Source organism: Streptomyces sp. NPDC053069, from assembly GCF_044546895.1.
In the GTDB taxonomy this organism is placed as follows: Bacteria; Actinomycetota; Actinomycetes; order Streptomycetales; family Streptomycetaceae; genus Streptomyces.
Map to the genome: position 1 here is coordinate 144917 of NZ_JBITZN010000015.1, position 18580 is coordinate 163496.

20 protein-coding genes are annotated in these 18580 nt (G+C 72.0%); 11 read left to right on the forward strand and 9 right to left on the reverse strand.

Annotation, left to right across the window (positions count from 1 at the left end):
• The first annotated feature begins 65 nt into the window (after positions 1 to 65).
• Both ACIGXP_RS30485 and ACIGXP_RS30490 read left to right on the forward strand, forming a co-directional pair.
• A complete protein-coding gene (locus tag ACIGXP_RS30485; RefSeq protein ID WP_363216326.1) occupies positions 66 to 662 on the forward strand; it encodes a hypothetical protein in 597 nt (198 codons plus the stop codon).
• Positions 663 to 724: 62 nt separating this feature from the next.
• The gene (locus ACIGXP_RS30490) at positions 725 to 1993 is read left to right on the forward strand and encodes an MFS transporter (protein ID WP_399773763.1); all 1269 of its coding nucleotides are present in this window, start codon (positions 725 to 727) and stop codon (positions 1991 to 1993) included.
• A gap of 10 nt (positions 1994 to 2003) precedes the next feature.
• On the opposite strand, the gene ACIGXP_RS30495 is transcribed toward ACIGXP_RS30490, so the two are convergent.
• Positions 2004 to 2237: a hypothetical protein gene (locus ACIGXP_RS30495; RefSeq protein ID WP_399773766.1), complete on the reverse strand. Its 234-nt coding sequence runs from the start codon at positions 2235 to 2237 to the stop codon at positions 2004 to 2006.
• A gap of 58 nt (positions 2238 to 2295) precedes the next feature.
• Here ACIGXP_RS30495 and map point away from each other — a divergent pair, with 58 nt between their 5' ends.
• Both map and ACIGXP_RS30505 read left to right on the forward strand, forming a co-directional pair.
• Positions 2296 to 3153, forward strand: coding sequence for a type I methionyl aminopeptidase (gene map / locus ACIGXP_RS30500; RefSeq protein WP_363216329.1), 858 nt, complete (start codon positions 2296 to 2298; stop codon positions 3151 to 3153).
• Between the two features lie 141 nt (positions 3154 to 3294).
• Positions 3295 to 3942: a heme oxygenase (biliverdin-producing) gene (locus ACIGXP_RS30505; RefSeq protein ID WP_399773769.1), complete on the forward strand. Its 648-nt coding sequence runs from the start codon at positions 3295 to 3297 to the stop codon at positions 3940 to 3942.
• Here ACIGXP_RS30505 and ACIGXP_RS30510 read toward each other — a convergent pair.
• Positions 3939 to 4583, reverse strand: coding sequence for a PhzF family phenazine biosynthesis protein (locus tag ACIGXP_RS30510; RefSeq protein ID WP_363216331.1), 645 nt, complete (start codon positions 4581 to 4583; stop codon positions 3939 to 3941). The two genes, ACIGXP_RS30505 and ACIGXP_RS30510, sit on opposite strands and share 4 nt — an antisense overlap.
• 227 nt (positions 4584 to 4810) lie before the next feature.
• On the opposite strand from ACIGXP_RS30510, the gene efeO reads away from it, so the two are divergent.
• Genes efeO through ACIGXP_RS30530 form a run of 4 tightly spaced genes read left to right on the forward strand, consistent with a single transcriptional unit; the run spans position 4811 to position 9041 of the window.
• Complete coding sequence (gene efeO, locus ACIGXP_RS30515) at positions 4811 to 5947, forward strand: iron uptake system protein EfeO (RefSeq protein ID WP_363216332.1); 1137 nt, start codon at positions 4811 to 4813, stop codon at positions 5945 to 5947.
• A 15-nt stretch (positions 5948 to 5962) separates the two neighbouring features.
• Positions 5963 to 7213, forward strand: coding sequence for an iron uptake transporter deferrochelatase/peroxidase subunit (gene efeB, locus ACIGXP_RS30520; protein ID WP_363216333.1), 1251 nt, complete (start codon positions 5963 to 5965; stop codon positions 7211 to 7213).
• Between the two features lie 3 nt (positions 7214 to 7216).
• Positions 7217 to 8089 carry an iron uptake transporter permease EfeU gene (gene efeU, locus ACIGXP_RS30525; RefSeq protein ID WP_363216334.1) on the forward strand — a complete coding sequence of 291 codons (873 nt, stop codon included), beginning with the start codon at positions 7217 to 7219 and terminating at the stop codon, positions 8087 to 8089.
• Positions 8049 to 9041, forward strand: a complete 993-nt coding sequence (locus ACIGXP_RS30530) for a hypothetical protein (RefSeq protein ID WP_363216335.1) — start codon at positions 8049 to 8051, stop codon at positions 9039 to 9041. Before efeU ends, ACIGXP_RS30530 begins: the two co-directional genes overlap by 41 nt.
• Positions 9042 to 9046: 5 nt before the next feature.
• On the opposite strand, the gene ACIGXP_RS30535 is transcribed toward ACIGXP_RS30530, so the two are convergent.
• The 5 genes from ACIGXP_RS30535 to ACIGXP_RS30555 all read right to left on the reverse strand — a co-directional run bounded on the left by ACIGXP_RS30535 (position 9047) and on the right by ACIGXP_RS30555 (position 13948).
• Positions 9047 to 9772, reverse strand: a complete 726-nt coding sequence (locus ACIGXP_RS30535; RefSeq protein ID WP_363216336.1) for a bifunctional DNA primase/polymerase — start codon at positions 9770 to 9772, stop codon at positions 9047 to 9049.
• Positions 9773 to 9835: 63 nt separating this feature from the next.
• Entirely contained in the window at positions 9836 to 10465 is a 630-nt protein-coding gene (locus ACIGXP_RS30540; protein WP_363216337.1) for a TetR/AcrR family transcriptional regulator, read from the reverse strand.
• Between the two features lie 26 nt (positions 10466 to 10491).
• Positions 10492 to 11496, reverse strand: a complete 1005-nt coding sequence (locus ACIGXP_RS30545; RefSeq protein WP_363216338.1) for a small ribosomal subunit Rsm22 family protein — start codon at positions 11494 to 11496, stop codon at positions 10492 to 10494.
• A gap of 20 nt (positions 11497 to 11516) precedes the next feature.
• Complete coding sequence (locus tag ACIGXP_RS30550; RefSeq protein WP_363216339.1) at positions 11517 to 12698, reverse strand: serine hydrolase domain-containing protein; 1182 nt, start codon at positions 12696 to 12698, stop codon at positions 11517 to 11519.
• Entirely contained in the window at positions 12638 to 13948 is a 1311-nt protein-coding gene (locus tag ACIGXP_RS30555; protein ID WP_399773774.1) for a multidrug effflux MFS transporter, read from the reverse strand. The genes ACIGXP_RS30550 and ACIGXP_RS30555 overlap by 61 nt, the downstream gene beginning before the upstream one ends.
• Positions 13949 to 14111: 163 nt before the next feature.
• Between ACIGXP_RS30555 and ACIGXP_RS30560 the strand changes: the two genes are divergently transcribed.
• Positions 14112 to 14870 carry an SDR family oxidoreductase gene (locus ACIGXP_RS30560; protein ID WP_399773776.1) on the forward strand — a complete coding sequence of 253 codons (759 nt, stop codon included), beginning with the start codon at positions 14112 to 14114 and terminating at the stop codon, positions 14868 to 14870.
• A 229-nt stretch (positions 14871 to 15099) separates the two neighbouring features.
• On the opposite strand, the gene ACIGXP_RS30565 is transcribed toward ACIGXP_RS30560, so the two are convergent.
• Together ACIGXP_RS30565 and ACIGXP_RS30570 are read right to left on the reverse strand one after the other, a co-directional pair.
• Positions 15100 to 16314 (reverse strand): D-alanyl-D-alanine carboxypeptidase family protein, encoded by a 1215-nt coding sequence (locus tag ACIGXP_RS30565; protein ID WP_399773779.1) that lies wholly within the window; start codon positions 16312 to 16314, stop codon positions 15100 to 15102.
• A gap of 153 nt (positions 16315 to 16467) precedes the next feature.
• On the reverse strand, positions 16468 to 16794 hold the full coding sequence (locus tag ACIGXP_RS30570) for a nuclear transport factor 2 family protein (RefSeq protein WP_363216343.1): 327 nt from the start codon (positions 16792 to 16794) through the stop codon (positions 16468 to 16470).
• A 134-nt stretch (positions 16795 to 16928) separates the two neighbouring features.
• On the opposite strand from ACIGXP_RS30570, the gene ACIGXP_RS30575 reads away from it, so the two are divergent.
• Both ACIGXP_RS30575 and ACIGXP_RS30580 read left to right on the forward strand, forming a co-directional pair.
• A complete protein-coding gene (locus tag ACIGXP_RS30575; protein WP_399773782.1) occupies positions 16929 to 17474 on the forward strand; it encodes a DoxX family membrane protein in 546 nt (181 codons plus the stop codon).
• Between the two features lie 154 nt (positions 17475 to 17628).
• Positions 17629 to 18495 (forward strand): LysR family transcriptional regulator, encoded by an 867-nt coding sequence (locus ACIGXP_RS30580; protein ID WP_363216345.1) that lies wholly within the window; start codon positions 17629 to 17631, stop codon positions 18493 to 18495.
• Positions 18496 to 18580 lie beyond the last annotated feature (85 nt).

The following is an 18580-nucleotide window of genomic DNA, read 5'->3' on the forward strand; positions in this document are numbered from 1 at the left end:
CGAGGCGGGCGAATTCCGCGTGAACTCCACGTCACGAATGGCCGGTTGCGGCAGGATGCGGACGCATGGACGCCGTACGGGTCGCGTTGCTGCGGGAAGTGCTCGCCGGGACCGAGTGGCTGGGGGCCACCCGGCGATTCGCGGGGGTGCTGCGCGGGTCGGTGGTGGCGCACGGGGGCGGGTTACTGCTGGTGGGCACGCCGGCGTACGAGCCGTGGCATCTGGCCGCGCACCTGGTGGACGAGGCCGCGTGGTCCGGGACGCCCGAGCTGGCCCCGACCCTGGTACGGCATCACGCGCGCCCCTGCGACCCGCCGCACCTGGCCGTCGGACCGGGCCGGATCCAGGCGGCGCGGCGCGGCGAGACCCTGCTGGTGGTGGCTCCCGAGGAGCCCGCGCCGCTGCTGGAACGTGTCCACGACGCCCGCCGGGCCGGGGTGACCGTGCTGGCTCTCGGTGCGGGCGGGGGTGAACTCGCCGCGATGGCGCATGACACGCTGGCCGTGCCGGAGGGGGCGGAGCTGGACCTGGACACGGTGCAGCACCTGCTCAGCGCGGCGGCGGGCGAGAACGGCGGCTCTCCGAGGGTTCGGCGGGGGTTCCGGGACAGGCTGGCCCGGCTGACGGAGATCCTGACGGCACCGCCGCCCGCTCCTTGGTGACACAAGCGGCTCGGCACGGAAATACGGTTGCCCCTGCACCCGGCCCGGCCGAACATGCCCCGGTGACCCGCGCCCTTCTCCCCGACCTGTCCCCCTGGAAGGCATCCGCGGATTTCCGGCGTCTGTGGAAGTCCGGCCTGATCAGCAACTTCGGCAGCTTCCTCACCTTCGTCGCGCTCCCGGTCCAGCTGAAGGACCTGACCGGCTCCGCGGCAGCGGTGGGTGCGATCGGCGCCGTGGAACTGCTGCCGCTCATCGTCTGCGGCCTGTACGGCGGCGCCCTCGCCGACGCGCTCGACAAGCGGAAGCTCATCGTGTGGACGGAGGCCGGCCAGGGGCTGCTCAGCGCCGCCCTGCTGGTCGACGCCCTGCTCCCGCACCCGGCGGTGTGGCCGCTGTACGCCGTCGCCGCCCTCTCCTCCGCGCTGGTCTCCGTGCAGCGTCCCGCCCTGGACTCCCTGTGGCCACGGATCGTCGCCCACGACGACATGCCGGCGGCGGCCTCGCTGAACTCGCTGCGCTGGACCGTCGGCGGAGTCGCGGGACCGGCCCTCGCGGGCGTGGTCGTCGCCTACGCGGGCCTGGGCTGGGCGTACGCCGCCGACCTGCTGACCTTCGCCGTCTCGCTGGCGTTCATCGTGCCCATCGCCCCCTCCCCCGCCTCCCACGAGGCGTCGAGACCCTCGCTGGGCGCCGTCCTCGAAGGCGCCCGGTACGCCTGGAGCCGCAAGGACCTCCTCGGCACCTACGTCGTCGACCTCGCCGCGATGTTTCTGGCCATGCCGCTCGCGGTGCTGCCGTTCCTCGCCGACGAGCTGCACGCCGACTGGGCCCTCGGCCTGATGTACGCCACCGTGCCCGCCGGGGCGATGCTGGTGAGCCTGACCGGCGGCTGGGCGTCGAGGATCCACCGGCATGGGCTGATGGTGGTGCTGTCGGCGGCCGGCTGGGGCCTCGCGGTCGCGGCGGCCGGTGCCTGCGGGAACGTGTGGCTGGTCCTGCTGTTCCTCACCGTCGGCGGTGGGTTCGACATGGTCAGCGGGATCTTCCGGGCCGCGATGTGGAACCAGACGATCCCGGACGAGCTGCGCGGCCGGCTCGCCGGGATCGAGCTGCTGTCCTACTCGGTCGGCCCGCAGCTGGGCCAGGTCCGGGCGGGTGGCCTGGCCGCCTGGGCGGGCGTACGGACCTCCGTCGTCTCCGGCGGGCTGGCGTGCGCGGGTGCGATGGGGCTGCTGGCGCTGTGCCTGCCGGGTCTCATGACGTACGACGCCCGGACCGACGAGCACGCGGTGCGGATGCGCGAGCGCCGCGCCGCCGTACCGACGTGACCCCTCGCCCTCACGCGTCGTCGGTGTCGCTCTTCGCGGACGCGTCGTGCCAGCGCGGGTCGTTCTCCCACTGGAGGTTGCGCTCGGCGGCGGTCTCCATCGCGCGCTGGGCCTCCTGCGGAGAGGCGTACGGCCCGAAGCGGTCCTTGCCCGGGCAGTCCGGGCCCTCCTCGACCTTCTTGTGTTCCAGGCAGTAGTACCACTCGCCCGGCTTGCCGACGGTGCGCTTCTTGAACAGGGCCATGAACAGCTCCTCTCGCCACCGACATGTTCCCCCATGTGCGCTCGATAGACTCGCTGGCATGTCTGGCCAGTCGCTGCTCGTACCAGGGGAGCTGTCTCCCACCCGTTCGGTTCCCGGAAACATCCGCCGCCCCGAGTACGTCGGCAAGCCCGCGCCGGCGCCGTACACCGGGCCGGAGGTGCAGACCGCGGAGACCATCGAGGCGATGCGGATCGCCGGCCGTATCGCCGCGCAGGCGATGGAGGAGGCCGCGAAGATCATCGCGCCCGGGGTCACCACCGACCAGCTCGACAAGGTGGCCCACGACTACATGTGCGACCACGGCGCCTACCCGTCCACGCTCGGCTACCGCGGCTTCCCGAAGTCGCTGTGCACATCGGTCAACGAGGTCATCTGCCACGGCATCCCGGACTCGACGGTCCTCAGGGACGGCGACATCGTCAACCTGGACGTGACGGCGTACATCGGCGGGGTGCACGGCGACAACAACGCCACCTACCTGGTCGGGGACGTGGACGAGGAGTCCCGGCTGCTGGTGGAGCGGACCCGCGAGGCGCTGAACCGCGCGATCAAGGCGGTCCGGCCGGGCCGGCAGATCAATGTCATCGGCCGGGTCATCGAGTCGTACGCCAAGCGGTTCGGGTACGGCGTGGTGCGGGACTTCACCGGCCACGGGATCAACTCGTCGTTCCACTCCGGGCTGATCATCCCGCACTACGACAGCCCGCACGCGACGACGGTCATGCAGCCCGGCATGACCTTCACGATCGAGCCGATGCTGACGCTGGGCACCCATGAGTACGACATGTGGGACGACGGCTGGACGGTCGTGACGAAGGACCGCAGGCGGACGGCCCAGTTCGAGCACACGCTGGTGGTGACGGAGACGGGTGCGGAGATCCTGACCCTGCCGTAGCCGCCGCTCTTCGCTCGGCCCGCTCCCTTCGGGGGGCGGGCCTTTCTCATGCCCGGATCCGTGCCGGGGGCGGTCCTGATGTTTTTCCGACACACTGTCGGTAAACTTGCCGACAGGCCGTCGGCAAACCGAGGAGTGTCCATGGAGTCGTTCTCGTCCCTCATCCGCATCGCCTCCCACGAGCAGCACATGGAGGCGGAGACCTCGACGTTCATGGGCGACCTGCTCGGCGGCAGGCTCGGCGTGGACGCCTATGCGCGCTACACCGAGCAGCTGTGGTTCGTGTACGAGGCGCTGGAGAGCGGCATCGGGCGGCTGGCGGCGGATCCGGTGGCGGGGCCGTTCATCCGGCCCGAACTGTTCCGGCTGGCCGCGCTGGAGCGGGACCTGGCGCATCTGCGGGGGCCGGAGTGGCGGGCGGGCCTGAGCGCCCTGCCCGCCACGCACGCGTACGCGGCTCGGGTCCGCGAGTGCGCCGAGCGCTGGCCGGGCGGTTATGTCGCCCACCACTACACCCGCTACCTGGGCGACCTGTCCGGCGGCCAGATCATCCGCGACCGGGCCGAGAAGACCTGGGGCTTCACCAGGAAGGGCGACGGCGTCCGCTTCTACGTCTTCGACGGCGTCCCCAACCCGGCGGCCTTCAAGCGCAGTTACCGGCAACTGCTCGACGGAATAGGGGTGGACGACCTGGAGAAGCAGCGGATCGTCGGAGAGTGCAAGCGGGCTTTCGCCCTCAACACCGCGGTGTTCCGGGCGCTCGGGGACGAGTTCCCGCTGAGCGCCTAACGCTCCAGGAACACCCGGCCGCCGATCTCCACCCAGCCGTGCGGCTGAGGCGCGGTCAGGATCTGGGAGCCCCTGCCCTGGGTGATGTTCAGGGCGCGGCCCAGCCGGTCGGTGAGGAGCAGTGCGGCGGCGCCGGTGGCCTCGTCCTCGTCGATGCCGTCGCCCCGGCCGGGGAAGGCGCGGGCCCGGATCCGGCCGGCCGCCTCGTCCTCCCAGGCCCAGGCGTAGATCCACTCCCCGGGCGGGGGCACCTCCAGGGCGTCGACCTCGGCGGCGGTGGCGTACTGGCGCAGGGTGCGCGGTGGGGCCCACTCCGCCCGTGCCTCGATCCAGCTGAACTCGCCGTCCAGGCGGGCGCCGACCACTCCGGCCGGGGTGACCAGTTCGGGCACGTCGAGCAGCCAGGCCGTGCCGACGCAGGGGTGACCGGCGAAGGGCAGCCGCAGGGTGGGCGTGTAGATGTCGATCACACCACGCTCGGGGTCGTCCACGAACACGGTCTCGCTGAAGCCGAGTTTGCCCGCCAGCGCCTGCCGGTCGGTTCGCTCGGGCAGCACCGAGCCGTCGCGGACGACACCGAGTTCGTTGCCGTAGCCGCCGTGCGGTCCGCAGAAGACACGGAGTACGTCGTAGTCAGTCACGGGGGAATTGAAACATCGCGGCGGCGGCGAGCGCGTCCCAGGCGGGGGCGCCGCCGGGGAGCGGCCGGGCGCGGATGCCGGACGGTTCGTACGGCAGCCCGGCAGTAAGGCGACGGTCTGCCCACGGGCCATTCTGAGACGTGAATCACGGCCCCGGGGGGTAGTGGTGAGGTAAGCCTCAGGTAAGTTAGGCCAGCCTCACCACACCAGATCCGCTGGGAGCCTGCATGCGAGCCGTCCGACTGACCGTCACCGCCGCCACGACCGTGGCCGCTCTGACCGCCCTCTCGGCCTGCACCGCGAAGAGCGAAGCCAAGGACGGCGACGCCATCCAGGTCACCGCCGCCAACTCGAAGTGCGACACCTCCGCCACGTCGGTCCCCGCCGGCCACGTCACGCTGAAGATCGAGAACAAGGGCACCAAGGCCACCGAGGTCGAGATCCTCTTCCCGGACGACCGGATCGTCTCCGAGAAGGAGAACATCGGGCCGGGCACCGAGTACACGCTGACCGCCGAGATCAAGGCGGGCTCGTACGAGATCGCCTGCCGCCCAGGCATGAAGGGCCGCGGCATCCGGCAGAAGCTCGACGTGACCGGCGGTGGTACGAACGCCAAGCGGAACCCGCAGCTGGACAAGGCGGTCGCCGACTACCGCCAGTACGCGCAGGACCAGGCCGACGCCACCGTGCCGCTCGCCGAGGCCTTCGCCAAGGCGGTCAAGTCCGGCGACCTCGACGCCGCCAAGAAGGCCTACGCCCCCTCGCGCCTGGGCTGGGAGCGCACCGAGCCGGTCGCCGAGTCCTTCGGTGACATCGACCCGAAGACCGACACCCGCGCCGACGGCCTGGAGAAGGGCCAGAAGTGGACGGGCTGGCACCGGCTGGAGAAGGCCCTCTGGGCGGACAAGAAGATCGGCGCCGACGAGAAGACCCTCGCCGACCAGCTGGTGAGCGACCTGAAGGACTGGCAGAAGCGGGTCGGCACGGCCGAGATCACCCCGACCTCCATGGCCAACGGCGCCAAGGAACTGCTCGACGAGGTCGCCACCGGCAAGGTCACCGGTGAGGAGGACCGTTACTCGCACACCGACCTGGCCGACTTCAAGGGCAACGTCGAGGGCGCGCAGAAGGCGTACGAGCTGCTCAAGCCGGTCGCCGCGAAGAACGACCCGGCGCTGGCCAAGGAGCTGGACAAGCAGTTCACCGCGCTGAACGGCGTGCTCGACAAGTACCGCACGGACAAGAACTCCTACGACTTCGTCTCCTACGACAAGGTCACCAAGGAGCAGCGCAAGGAGCTGTCGGACGCGGTGAACGCGCTCGCCGAGCCGCTGTCCAAGCTCGCCGCCGCGGTCGCGAAGTAAGCAGGGGGCAGAGCGATGACCGAGAACCAGGGGAGCAATCCGTCGCGCCGGGCGCTGATCGGCTGGGGCGGCGCCGGGCTCGCGCTCGGTGCCGCGGCGGCCGGAGGCGCGGTGGCGATGGCCAAGGCCGGCGACGACGTGGACCCGGTGGCCGCCGAGACGGGCGGCGCGGTGGAGTTCCACGGCGCCCACCAGGCGGGCATCGCCACGCCCGTCCAGGACCGGCTGCACTTCGCCGCGTTCGACGTGAAGACCGAGGACCGCGACGAGTTCGTCCAGATGCTCAAGGACTGGACGGCGGCGGCCCGGCGGATGACCGCGGGCGAGCCCGTCGGTGAGGGCGCCTACGGCGGACTCGCCGAGGCACCGCCGGACGACACCGGCGAGGCGCTGGGGCTCAAGCCCTCGCGGCTGACGCTCACCATCGGCTTCGGGCCCTCGTTCTTCGAGCACTTCGGGCTGCGGGACCGGCGGCCGGAGGCCCTGGCCGACCTGCCGCAGTTCCCCGGCGACAACCTGGACAAGTCCCGCACCGGCGGCGACCTGTGCGTCCAGGCCTGCGCGGACGATCCGCAGGTGGCCGTGCACGCGATCCGCAACCTCGCCCGCATCGGCTTCGGCAAGGTCGCCATCCGCTGGTCGCAGCTCGGTTTCGGCAAGACCTCGTCCACGACCCCGGACGCACAGACGCCCCGCAACCTGATGGGCTTCAAGGACGGCACCCGCAACATCGCGGGCACCGAGACGGACCGGCTGAAGAAGTTCGTGTGGGTCGGCGACGGCGACGGTCCCGGCTGGATGACGGGCGGGTCGTACCTGGTCGCCCGGCGCATCCGGATGAACATCGAGACCTGGGACCGCACCTCCCTGCAGGAGCAGGAGGACGTGTTCGGGCGGGACAAGCGCGAGGGCGCGCCGGTCGGCAAGGCCAAGGAGCACGACGAGCCGTTCCTGAAGGCGATGAAGCCCGACGCGCATGTGCGTCTCGCGCACCCGGACTCGAACAACGGGATCACGATCCTGCGCCGTGGCTATTCCTTCACCGACGGCACCGACGGCCTCGGCCGCCTGGACGCCGGCCTGTTCTTCCTGGCCTACCAGCGGGACGTGCGCAAGGGGTTCATCCCGCTGCAGCGCAAGCTGTCCGCGCACGACGCGCTCAACGAGTACATCCAGCACGTGGGTTCGGCGGTGTTCGCCGTGCCGCCCGGTGTCCGGGACTCCGGCGACTGGTGGGGCCGCACGCTGTTCTCCAAGGAGGCGTAGCCCGTGTTCTCCAACTACCTGATCGGTCTGCGCGAGGGCCTGGAGGCGTCGCTCGTCGTCTGCATCCTCATCGCGTACCTGGTCAAGACCGGCCGCCGGGACGCGCTGAAGCCGGTCTGGATCGGCATCGGCATCGCGGTCGCCATCGCGATGGGCTTCGGCTGTGTCCTGCAGTACGGCTCCCAGGAACTGACGTTCCAGGCGCAGGAGGCGCTCGGCGGCTCGCTGTCGGTCGTCGCCGTGGGCCTGGTGACCTGGATGGTGTTCTGGATGCGGCGCACCGCCCGGCACCTGAGGTCGGAGCTGCACGGCAAGCTGGACGCGGCCCTCGCCATGGGCACGGGCGCGCTGGTCGCCACCGCGTTCCTGGCCGTCGGCCGGGAGGGCCTGGAGACCGCGCTGTTCGTGTGGGCGTCGGTGCACGCGGCGAGCGACGGCACCCCGCGCCCGCTGATCGGCGTGGCCCTCGGCCTGGCCACCGCGGTCCTGCTCGGCTGGCTGTTCTACCGGGGCGCCCTGAAGATCAACCTCGCGAAGTTCTTCACCTGGACCGGCGGCATGCTGGTCGTGGTCGCGGCGGGAGTCCTCGCCTACGGCTTCCACGATCTGCAGGAGGCGAGCTGGCTCCCCGGCCTGACGAACCTGGCCTTCGACATCAGCGACACCATCCCGCCGGACAGCTGGTACGGCACCCTGCTCAAGGGCGTCCTCAACTTCCAGCCCGACCCGACGGTCCTCCAGGTCACGGTGTGGCTGCTGTACCTGATCCCGACGCTCGCGATCTTCCTCGCCCCGGTAGGGTTCGCCTCCGGAAAGGGGAAGGTGAAGGGATCCGATGAGCAGGGATCGCAGCCCGCGCAGGCTCCGCAGGCGTGAGAGGAACGCACTCATAGCGGCCACGCTGACCGCTTTGTCGCTCACGGCGAGCGGATGCGTGGTGGTGCACGGGGAGCGCGAGGTGCTCCCCGCCGCCACCCGCGCCGAGGCCGCCAAGGCGCTCACCGCGTTCACGACCGCGTACAACAAGGCCGACAAGGCCTACGACAACTCCCTGGACGCGCCCTTTCTCACCGGCCCGTTCGGCGACATCACCGCCGCGCGGCTGAAGGCCCTGCACGCCAACAGCCCGTCCGGCAACCCGAACCACGTGCCGCTGACGCTGTCGGACGTGAAGATCACGATCCCCGAGAAGGCCGGCTGGCCGCGCTGGTTCGTCGCCGACGCCCAGGGCAACAAGACCGGCAGGGCCCGCTGGCTGATGGTCTTCACCCGGCAAGACCTCGGTCAGCGCTGGCGGGTGGCGTATGTGACCCTCCTGGCGCCCGGCACCGTGCCGGAGTTCAAGACGGACAAGGACGGCTGGGCCGAAGCGGTACCGGCCGACTCCGCACGGTTCGCCGTCGAGCCGGGGAAGCTGAGCGCGGACTACGCGACCTATCTGAAGAAGGGCGGCCGGACCTTCGCCGACGGCACGTACACCAGTGTCGAACGCGCCAACCGCGCCAAGCGGGACCGCAAGCCGGGGCTGGTCACGCAGTTCATCGACCGGCCGCTGACGAGCGGCGACTACGCCCCGCTGGCGCTGCGCACGGCGGACGGCGGCGCGCTGGTGTTCTTCACCACGCACCACTACGAGAAACAGACCGCCTTCACCGGCACCACGGTCCCGGCCCAGCCCAAGGACGTCCAGGCCCTGACCAAGGGTGAGGTGAAGCAGTCCCTGACCCTGGAGCTCATGTCGGCGGAGGCCGCCCTGGACCCGCCGGGAAGCGGCAAGGTGTCGGTGCTGGGGCGGGTGCCGGGTCTGGTGTCAGCGCAGGGCGAGTAGCGCTCCTAGGCGCCGCGCAACGGCCAGGCCACACTCTCCGTGCCCGTGTACCGCGCACACGCGTCGGTCAGCGCCTCCAGCAGACTCAGGGGATCCGGCAACGCATGCTCGGGCCCCCGCACCCACCGCACCTGCTGATCGTCACCGGGCAGCCGCGCCGGCGGCACCAGCACATACGAACCCCGGCAGTGCCAGCGCAGCCCCGGGTGCTCGTCCATGGTCTCGGGGTGGCAGTCCAGCTCGCACGGCCACCACTCGTCCTCGTCCTCGGGGGTGCCGCGGGTGAGCGTGAAGAACAGCATGCGGCCGTCGTCGCTCTCGGCGACGGGACCGACCTCGACACCGGAGGAGAGCAGCCGCTCAAGGGCCTCCCGCCCGGCTTCCAGGGGGACGTCGAGGACGTCGTGGACCATGCCGGTCGCGGTGATGAAGTTGGCCTGCGGCTGGTGCCGGGCCCAGCGCTCGAGCTGGGCGCGGTCGGTGGTGGACTGGGTCTGCCAGGCGAACGACACCGGGTGCCGGGCCGGGGTGGGACAGCCGACGCGGTCGCAGGAGCAGCGGTAGCCGGGGGCGGGGTACGCGGCCGGGGCGAGCGGCAGGCCCGCCGCGGCGGCGGCGAGCAGCAGGGCCTCACGGCCGCCGTCGTCGGCGGCTTCCTTCGGGCGGCGTCCGAGCAGCCACTGGGAGAGTTTGCCCTGCCGGCCCGACCGGCCGCCGAACGTCGCGCTCATCTATCCCCTCAGTCTGGTGGTCGCCTCGCTGGTGTGCGGACAGTGTGCCCCATCGTCCCATCTTCATCTGCTTCGGGGTGGCTGGGATGCGATTCCGTGCAGTGCGTACTCGACCAGGGTGTCCGTGTAGTCGTAGGAGATCGGTCCCGTGTGCTGCAGCCAGCGCTGCGCGAGCGGGGAGACGAACAGCTCCAGGGCGATACGGGGGTCGACGCCGGCCCGTACGTCCCCGGCGTCCTGGGCGGCGCGCAGCCGGTCGACGTACAGCTGGAGCTGGGGTTCGAGGAGTGTGGTGACGAGCTCGCGGCCGAGCTCCTCGTTGACCACGCCCTCGGCGGCCAGCGCCCGGGAGGGCACCTCGAAGCGCGGGTCGAGCAGCTGGTCCACCGTGATCCGCAGCACCGCCTTGAGGTCGGCGGCGAGGTCCCCGGTGTCCGGGACGGCGTACGGCTCCTGGCCCGCTTCCTGGGCCGCCTGCCGGGACAGGTCGAGGAACGCCTCCAGCAGGACGGCCGCCTTGGAGGGCCACCAGCGGTAGATCGTCTGCTTGCCGACGCCGGCCCGGGCGGCGATCCCCTCGACGGTGGTCTTCTGGTACCCGACCTCGCCGACCAGGGCGAGGGCGGCGGCGTGGATCGCCCTGCGGGACTTCTCGCTGCGGCGGGTGGCGTCGGGGGCGGGCTTGTCGACCATGGGGCGACGTTAACAAGCCACGGCGGCTACGCGGACGGCTCCGGGGCGTCCTCCGGCGGCCACGGGTCTCCCCACTCGGCGTCCCGTGCCGCCTTGTACAGGTGGCCGTGTCGTTTGGTGACCGTCGTGCGGCGCAGTTGCTCCTCCGCCTCGCACAGATCCAGCAGCACCTGGCCCTTGCGGATCTGCGGGCGCCGGACCACGCGGGCGGGGGCCGGTTCGGCGGGCAGGCGGGTGGCGACGACGTACGAGAACTTCTCGTCCTCGTACGGCAGGGTGCCGCCCTTGACCTGCCGGTGCAGGGAGGAGCGGCTCACCCGGGCGGAGAAGTGGCACCAGTCCCTGCCGGGCTCGATGGGGCAGGCGGCGCTGTGCGGGCAGGGGGCGACGACGTGGAGTCCGGCGCGGATCAGGCGGTCGCGGGCTTCCAGGACGCGGGCGTAGCCGGCCGGGGTGCCGGCCTCCACGATCACCACGGTCTGCGCGGCGGCCGCGGCGGCGTCGACGAGGGCGGCGCGGTCGGGCCCGGCCAGCTCGTTGAGGACGTACGACACCGTGACGAGGTCGGTGTCCGCAAGGGTGAGGTCGGCGCCGATCCGGGCGCGCTGCCAGCGGGCGCCGCGCAGGGCCGGGTGGGCGGCGGCGATCTCCCGGCCGAGGGCGAGCGCGGGCTCGGCCCAGTCCAGCACGGTGACGCTGCGCTCGCCGGGCCAGGTCGCGGTGACGGCCCAGGTGGCGGCGCCGGTGCCGCCGCCGACGTCGACATGACTGCCGGGCGTCCAGTCGGGCACGGCCTGGGCGAACGCCTCCAGTGCCGAGCGGACCGCTTCGAAGGTGGCGGGCATGCGATAGGCGGCGTAGGCGGCCACGTCGGCGCGGTCGCGGAGGATCGGGGCGTGGGTGGGGGTCTCCCCGCGGTAGTTGGCGATCAGCCGTTCCACGGCTCCGGCGGCCTGGGTGGGCGGGAGCCCGGCGAGGACGTCGTCCAGGGCGGCGCGCAGGGTCTGGGCCGGGGTCACGGGGTCGTTCACCCGGTGATTCTACGGCGGACTCAGATCACCGCCCGTGCCAGAAGGGTGGCCAGGGCCGCCCTGGGCCCGCTGTCCGGTGCCTTGCGCCGGGGATGCACGGTGTTGGCCAGCAGCACCAGGAACGTGTCCGTCCTCGGGTCGAGGACGAGCGACGTGCCGGTGAAGCCGGTGTGGCCCGCCGCGCCGCTGCCCGCCAGTTCGCCCATGAACCACGGCTGGTCGACGACGAAGCCCAGCCCCGGCGGGGTCAGCAGCAGCTCGACGAAGTCGGGGCCGAGGATGCGGGCGGGACCGTAGGAGCCGCCGGCGAGCAGGGTGCGGCAGAAGACCGCGAGGTCGCGGGCGGTGGAGAAGAGGCCCGCGTGGCCGGCGACGCCGCCGAGCGCCCAGGCGTTCTCGTCGTGGACCACGCCCCGCAGCATCCCCCGGTCCGCCTTGGCCCACGGCCGCCGCTGGTCCTCGGTGGCGGCGGCGCCGGGGCAGGGTCCGAAACCGGTGGCCGTCATGCCGAGCGGGCGGGTGATGCCGTCCTGGACGAGGACGTCGAGGGTGCGGCCGGTGATGCGTTCCAGGACGGACTGGAGCAGGAGCATGTTGAGGTCGGAGTAGCGGTACCGGCCCGGCTCGGCCGTCGGGGCCTCGGCGCGCAGCAGGGCCAGCCGGGCGGCGTCGTCCGGGCAGTCGTACAGGGGCAGCTCCGGGCGCAGCCCCGAGGTGTGGGTGAGCAGCTGCCGCACCGTGATGCCATGGGCGGCTGCGGCGTGGAAGTCGGGCAGGTAGTCGCCCACCCGGGCGTCCATGCCGAGGGTGCCGCGCTCGATCTGCTGCACCGCGGCGACGGCGGTGAACAGCTTGGTGAGGGAGGCGAGGTCGAAGGGTGTGTCGACGGTGGCCGGGACCCGGGCGGCGGGCGGCAGTTCGACGCCGGTGCCGGTCTCGGGGTCGCAGGAGGCGTAGCGGACCGCCCAGCCCGCCGCCTCGGCCACGGCGATCACGGGGCCGCGGCCGGCCAGCACGACGGCGCCGGCCGCCCAGGGGCGGTCGCCGGCGGTGAGGGCGTGCACCTCGCCGACCAGGTGCCCGAGCTCCACGGGGTCGAGTCCGGCCCGTTCCGGCGTGTCGGCGCGCAGTCTGGGTGCGCTCAGTTCCCGTCTCCCTCCACCTGCGCACGAGTGTTCCCACGTGCGCTCCAGGGACGGCACATTCCCACGAAGCAGGCCGCCGCGACCAGTGCTCCCGCCAGCTGGACCACCGCCATGGGGACGGCGGTGTGCTCTCCGGCGACGCCGACGAGCGGGGAGGCGACCGCTCCGACGAGGAAGGAGGAGGTGCCGAGCAGCGCGGAGGCGGAGCCGGCGGTGTGCCGGGTGCGCAGCAGGGCGAGGGACTGGGCGTTGGGCAGGGTGATGCCCATGGCGGACATGAGGACGAACAGCGCTGCCGCGACGGGGGCGAGACCCACGTCACCGAGGGCGCCGGTGGACATCAGCAGCAGCGCGGTCGCGGCGAGCACGATCACCGTCAGGCCGGTGGCGAGGACCTTGTCCAGGGCGACCCGGCCGACCAGCAGCTTGCCGTTGACCTGTCCGGCGATCACCAGGCCGACCGAGTTCAGGCCGAACAGCAGGCTGAAGGTCTGCGGGGAGGCGCCGTAGATCTCCTGGACGACGAAGGGGGACGCGGATATGTACGCGAACAGCGCGGCGAAGGCGAAGCCGCCGGCCAGCATGTAGCCGGTGAAGGGCAGGTCCGCGAGGAGCGCCCGCATGGAACGCAGGGCCGCGCCGACTCCCCCCTCGTGCCGGTCGCCCGGCGCCAGGGTCTCGGGCAGCCGCAGCCAGACCAGCGCGGTGAGCAGGGCTCCGACCGCCGTGAGGACCACGAACACCCCCCGCCAGTCCGTCACTCGCAGGATCTGCCCGCCGATCAGCGGGGCGACGATCGGCGCGGTCCCGGAGATCAGCATCAGGGTGGAGAAGAAGCGGGCCATGGCGACTCCGTCGTACAGGTCGCGTACGACGGCCCGCGCGATGACGATGCCGGCCGCGCCCGCGAGTCCCTGGGCCAGACGGAAGGCGACGAGGGTCCCGACGTTCGGCGCGAAGGCGCACAGGGCGGTCGCGAGGAGGTAGACGGCGAGGCCGGTGAGCAGGGGCCTGCGGCGGCCCCAGCGGTCGCTCATCGGGCCGACGACCAGCTGCCCGAGCGCCATGCCCAGCAGGCAGGCGGTGAGGGTGAGCTGGACGGTGGCGGCGGGCGCGTGCAGGGACTCGGTGACCTCCGGCAGGGACGGGAGGTACATGTCCATCGCGAGCGGGGGTGTCGCGGTGAGGCCGCCGAGGACGAGGGTGACGAGCAGGCCGGTGCGGCGGGTGCCGGCGGTCGGTGGCGTGGCAGGGGCGGTGGAGCCCTGTTCCGTCTCCGGTGGCGGTGCCGCCGCGTGCTCGGGCATGTGTTCCTCCCTGGGTGTGACCGGCACCCATGCTCTCAGCTCGCACAGAGTGCCGGGGTACGCATGAGCGAGGGCGGGGCGACGAGACGGCCGCCGTGACCGTGCAACCGTATGGCGGACAGTGGATTCCGTATGGCGGATGCTCCGCCTACGCTGCGGAGCCATGACTGACAGGCAATCGAAGATCGCGGTGGTGACCGGCGCCGGTTCCGGCATCGGGCGGGCCGTCGCCGTGGAGCTGCTCGGGGCCGGCTGGTCGGTGGCGCTGGCCGGCCGGCGCACCGAGCCGCTGGAGGCGACGGCGGCGCTGGTCCCGGGGGCCGCCGCGCTCGCCGTGCGCACCGACGTGTCCCGGCCCGAGGACGTGGAGGGGCTGTTCACGGCGACGGTGGAGCGGTTCGGCCGGGTGGACCTGCTGTTCAACAACGCGGGCACCTTCGGCCCCGGCGGAGTCCCCGTCGAGGAGCTGTCCTACGACGCCTGGCGGCACGTGGTGGACACCAACCTCAACGGGGCGTTCCTGTGCGCGCAGGCGGCGTACCGGCGGATGAAGGAGCAGGAGCCGCAGGGCGGCCGGATCATCAACAACGGCTCGATCTCGGCCCACACCCCCCGCCCGCTCTCGGTCGCCTACACCACGACCAAGCACGCGCTGACCGGGCTGACCAAGTCGCTGTCGCTGGACGGGCGGCCGTACCGCATCGCGGTCGGGCAGATCGACATCGGCAACGCGGCGACCGACATGACGGCCCGGATGCAGGCCGGTGTGCTCCAGGCCAACGGCGAGGTGGTCCCGGAGCCGGTGATGGACGTGTCCGACGTGGCACGCACCGTACGGCACATGGCCGAGCTGCCGCTGGAGGCGAACGTGCAGTTCGCGACGGTACTGGCGACGGCGATGCCGTACATCGGGCGCGGCTGACCCTGCGTGCGCAAGCGGACTTCGAACATCCGCGGTATTGCGGCCGGTCGAGCACATGTGCTCAACTTTCCTCCACAAGAGCTTCACACTTGGAGCATGTGGATTCCGCAGCCACACCGCAGCCACACCGAGGGGGGAGGCGGCGGCCGTTCCACCGGGCCGGAGTTGGGGGCGGCCCCCGCGCGGGACGCGGGGTGCGCACCGGCCGGTGGAACGGCCGCCGCTCGTTTCAGCGCCGGTGCCGGCCGCCCGGCGCCGCAGGCTCCTCGGCCTCCTGGGACGCCTCCGCCCCCGCGACCGCCGCCACCGCCCTGCGGCGCCGTTTCATCACCAGCACCCCCGCCGCCGCCAGCAGCAGCGCCGTGCCTCCCGCGCCCTCCACCAGCCGCCCGGTGGACGGGCCGCCGGAGCCCGAGCCGGGCGCGCCGGCCGCCGCCCGTACCGCCTTCCGCGCCGGCGCCGGACCCGCGCTCGCCCCGCCCTCGCTGAGCGGATCGACCAACGTGCCCACGGCCTGTGCCGAACGCCCTAGTCCGAAGCCCCAGTCGAGCAGCGCGGCGGTCTGCTCGTAGACGGCGTTGCTGCCCTCGGCGGGGTGCATGACCGTCACCAGCAGGGTGCGCCCGTACCGGGTGGCCGCACCGGTGAAGGTGTTGCCGGCATGGCTGGTGTAACCGTTCTTGACGCCGATCAGGCCGTCGTACGTCTTCAGCCCCCACGCCCCGGTCAGCAGGCGGTCGGTGTTCTGGATCTGGAAGGTCTTCTTGCCGCCCGCCGGGAAGTCGGCGGTCCGCGTGCCGCAGTAGCCGCGGAAGTCGGCGTCCTTCAGGCCGTGCCGGGCGAACAGCGTGAGGTCGTAGGCCGAGGAGATCTGGCCGGGGTGGTCGAAGCCGTCGGGGCTGACCACATGGGTGTCCAGGGCCTGCAGGTCCACGGCCTTGGCCTGCATCTCGGCGACGGTCCTGGCGATGCCGCCGTTCATGTGGGAGAGCACGTGCACGGCGTCGTTGCCGGAGCGCAGGAACACGCCCTGCCACAGCTGCTCGACGGTGTAGGTGATGCCGGGCTTGATACCGACGAGGCTGGAGCCGGCCGGGACATCGGCGACATCGGCGTCCTTGACCGTGTACCGCTCGGTGCGGTCGAACTTCTTCAGCACGGTGTCCGCGAACAGCATCTTCAGCGTGGACGCGGGCGGGAGCCGCCGGTGCGCGTTGAACGAGGCGAGCACGTCTCCGCTGTCGTAGTCGGCGATCAGCCAGGACTGGGCGGTGATCTTCTTGGGCAACCCCGAGGCCCCGCGCACCTGGACGCCGGAGCGGGCCAGCCGCTCGCCCCCGACGACGGTGGAATCGGCGGCGGCCGCGGTGGCTGTGGACACGGGAAGGGCGGCGGCCGTCAACCCGAGGACGGCACGTCGGCTGAGCCGGGAACATTCACGCACCCGGGGACCGTACACCGCGCCCAGCAGGGCATTCCCTCAGGGCGGGCCGGTACGGCGTGGAATTTGCCGCGTTATGTAAATCCGATGAGTCGCCTCGGTTTCACAACTGCCTTTTACCTGCCCGTCCGTGCCCGCCCGTCCATGCCTGCCCGTCTATGCCTGGCCGGTCTCGAAGCGGGAGATCCGGCCGTCGTCCTCCACCGTGAAGGTCCACCTGGTGCGCATCTCGCCCCAGGTGTCGTTGCGGTAGCGGGCGAGCAGGGCGCGGCCGCCGGCGGACTCCTTGTCGACCTCCATGTGGCCGTGGGAGGAGAAGATCTCCCGGTCGATCCAGTCGGCGAGGTCACGGTCGGAGCCGTCGTCGGACATGGTCGCGCCGGGGGCGAGCAGTGCCATGAAGCCTTCCAGATCACGGGAGTTGACAGCGTTCACGAAGGCCCGGACGGCAGGGTCGCTGAGCTTGGCCGGCTGAATCGTCATGGCGCCAGGTTCACACCGCTCTCCCGGCCCCGCCACCCGAACGCCCGCCACGGCGGGCCCGCCGGTGCGAGAGCTGCGACGGTGGAAACGCGGGAGGAACCAGCCTCCGTCCGCCTGTCTGCATGGGAGTCACCGTGAGCTGTTACGACCGACGCGATCTGGGGCTGCTGCTCCTCAGGCTGGGGACCGGCGGGGTGCTGGCCGCACACGGCGCGCAGAAGCTGTTCGGCTGGTTCGGCGGGCACGGCCTGGAGGGCACCGGCCAGTTCATGGAGTCCGTCGGTTACGCACCCGGCAGGGCGAGCGCGACGGCGGCCGGGCTCGCGGAGGCCGGCGGCGGCACTCTGCTCGCCCTGGGTCTGGCGACCCCGGCGGCGGGCGCGGCGGCGGCCGGCGCGATGGCGGGGGCGGCGGCGGTCCACCTGCCCAACGGCTTCTTCGCCCAGGAGGGCGGCTACGAATACGCGGCGAGCCTGGGCCTCGCGGCAGCCGGCCTCGGCATCGCGGGTCCCGGCCGGCTCTCCCTCGACCACGCCCTCGGCCATGTCTTCGACCGCGGCTGGATGGTGCCGGCGGCCCTCGGCGCCACGGCCGCGGCGACGGCGCTGGTCGTGGGCGTGCGCGCGCGGCGGGTGCGGGCGAAGCGGGAGGGCGAGCAGGAGGTGCTGTTCGAGGAGTAGCGGGGGGACGAGCAGGAGGCGCCGCTCCGGGTCACCCCGGCCACCCGGGCGTCAAGTATTCTTTCCTATTCAATTATTGGAAATATCTGACCGATGAGGTATCAATATAGCCACATAATCGTGCGGGAACGCAGACGGTTCGGGGGGATTCCGTGTGCAGCGCGACATAGAAGTGAAGCTCCTGCGTACGTTGCTGGCCGTCGTCACCGAAGACGGATTCTCCCGTGCCGCACAGTCGCTCCACGTCACCCAGCCGACGGTCAGTCAGCAGATCCAGCGGCTGGAATCGATCGTCCAGGCCCCGCTGTTCCACCGCGAGAAGCGGCCGATGCGCCTCACTCCGGCCGGGCGGGAACTGGTGGCGCACGCCCGCCGGGTCATCATGCTGAACAACGAAGTGCTGGATCGCGTGTCGGCGATTTCCAGCCAGGAAACATTCAGCATGGGCTGTTCCATCCATTTCACCGACGGCCTCGGCAGGATGCTCACCCGCATGGCCGTGGAGCGGCCCCATGTGCGGTGCGCCATGATCACCGGCCAGAGTTCCGCCCTCGCCGACCGGGTCGCCGAGGGCGAACTCGAAGCGGCCCTGCTGCTCGGCACGAACACCCCGCGCTGCGAACTGCTGGGGCGGCTGCGCCTCGACTGGTTCGGCCGGGTGCCGCTCACCGCCGGGAGCCGGGTGCCCATCGCCCTCATAGGCGGCCGTTCGGCGCTCAGCCTGCACATCGCCGAGACCCTCGACCGCAACGGTGTCCCCTGGTACTCGATCCCCTGGTGCTCCGACCCGCTGGCCGTACGGGCCTCCGTCCAAGCCGGCCTGGCCTACACGGCCCTGTGCGAGAACGCCCACGAAAAGCACTCGGAACTGCGCCCGGCGGCACCGGGCATGCTGGGCCCCGCTCCCGCGCCGCTGCCGGTGTACCTGGCCTTCTCCCCGACCGTCCGCGAGTCCGTCGTGGACGCGGTGCGGGCCGCTGCCCGCACCATCCTGGCGGACTCACCCGTCTCCCCGCCCTGAGCCGGCCTTCGCGTGGCCCGTGCCCTGGAGACCTCCGGCGACGGCCCGTGCTCGGGTGGCCGGCCCGGGGGATTGGCCGGCCGTG

Excerpts from the sequence above, each read along its gene's own strand:
- ACIGXP_RS30485 (WP_363216326.1), top strand. The coding sequence starts at position 66 with ATGGACGCCGTACGGGTCGCGTTGCTGCGGGAAGTGCTCGCCGGGACC.
- ACIGXP_RS30495 (WP_399773766.1), bottom strand. The coding sequence starts at position 2,237 with ATGGCCCTGTTCAAGAAGCGCACCGTCGGCAAGCCGGGCGAGTGGTAC.
- map (WP_363216329.1), top strand. The coding sequence starts at position 2,296 with ATGTCTGGCCAGTCGCTGCTCGTACCAGGGGAGCTGTCTCCCACCCGT.
- ACIGXP_RS30505 (WP_399773769.1), top strand. The coding sequence starts at position 3,295 with ATGGAGTCGTTCTCGTCCCTCATCCGCATCGCCTCCCACGAGCAGCAC.
- efeO (WP_363216332.1), top strand. The coding sequence starts at position 4,811 with ATGCGAGCCGTCCGACTGACCGTCACCGCCGCCACGACCGTGGCCGCT.
- efeB (WP_363216333.1), top strand. The coding sequence starts at position 5,963 with ATGACCGAGAACCAGGGGAGCAATCCGTCGCGCCGGGCGCTGATCGGC.
- ACIGXP_RS30530 (WP_363216335.1), top strand. The coding sequence starts at position 8,049 with ATGAGCAGGGATCGCAGCCCGCGCAGGCTCCGCAGGCGTGAGAGGAAC.
- ACIGXP_RS30535 (WP_363216336.1), bottom strand. The coding sequence starts at position 9,772 with ATGAGCGCGACGTTCGGCGGCCGGTCGGGCCGGCAGGGCAAACTCTCC.
- ACIGXP_RS30540 (WP_363216337.1), bottom strand. The coding sequence starts at position 10,465 with ATGGTCGACAAGCCCGCCCCCGACGCCACCCGCCGCAGCGAGAAGTCC.
- ACIGXP_RS30555 (WP_399773774.1), bottom strand. The coding sequence starts at position 13,948 with ATGCCCGAGCACGCGGCGGCACCGCCACCGGAGACGGAACAGGGCTCC.
- ACIGXP_RS30560 (WP_399773776.1), top strand. The coding sequence starts at position 14,112 with ATGACTGACAGGCAATCGAAGATCGCGGTGGTGACCGGCGCCGGTTCC.
- ACIGXP_RS30570 (WP_363216343.1), bottom strand. The coding sequence starts at position 16,794 with ATGACGATTCAGCCGGCCAAGCTCAGCGACCCTGCCGTCCGGGCCTTC.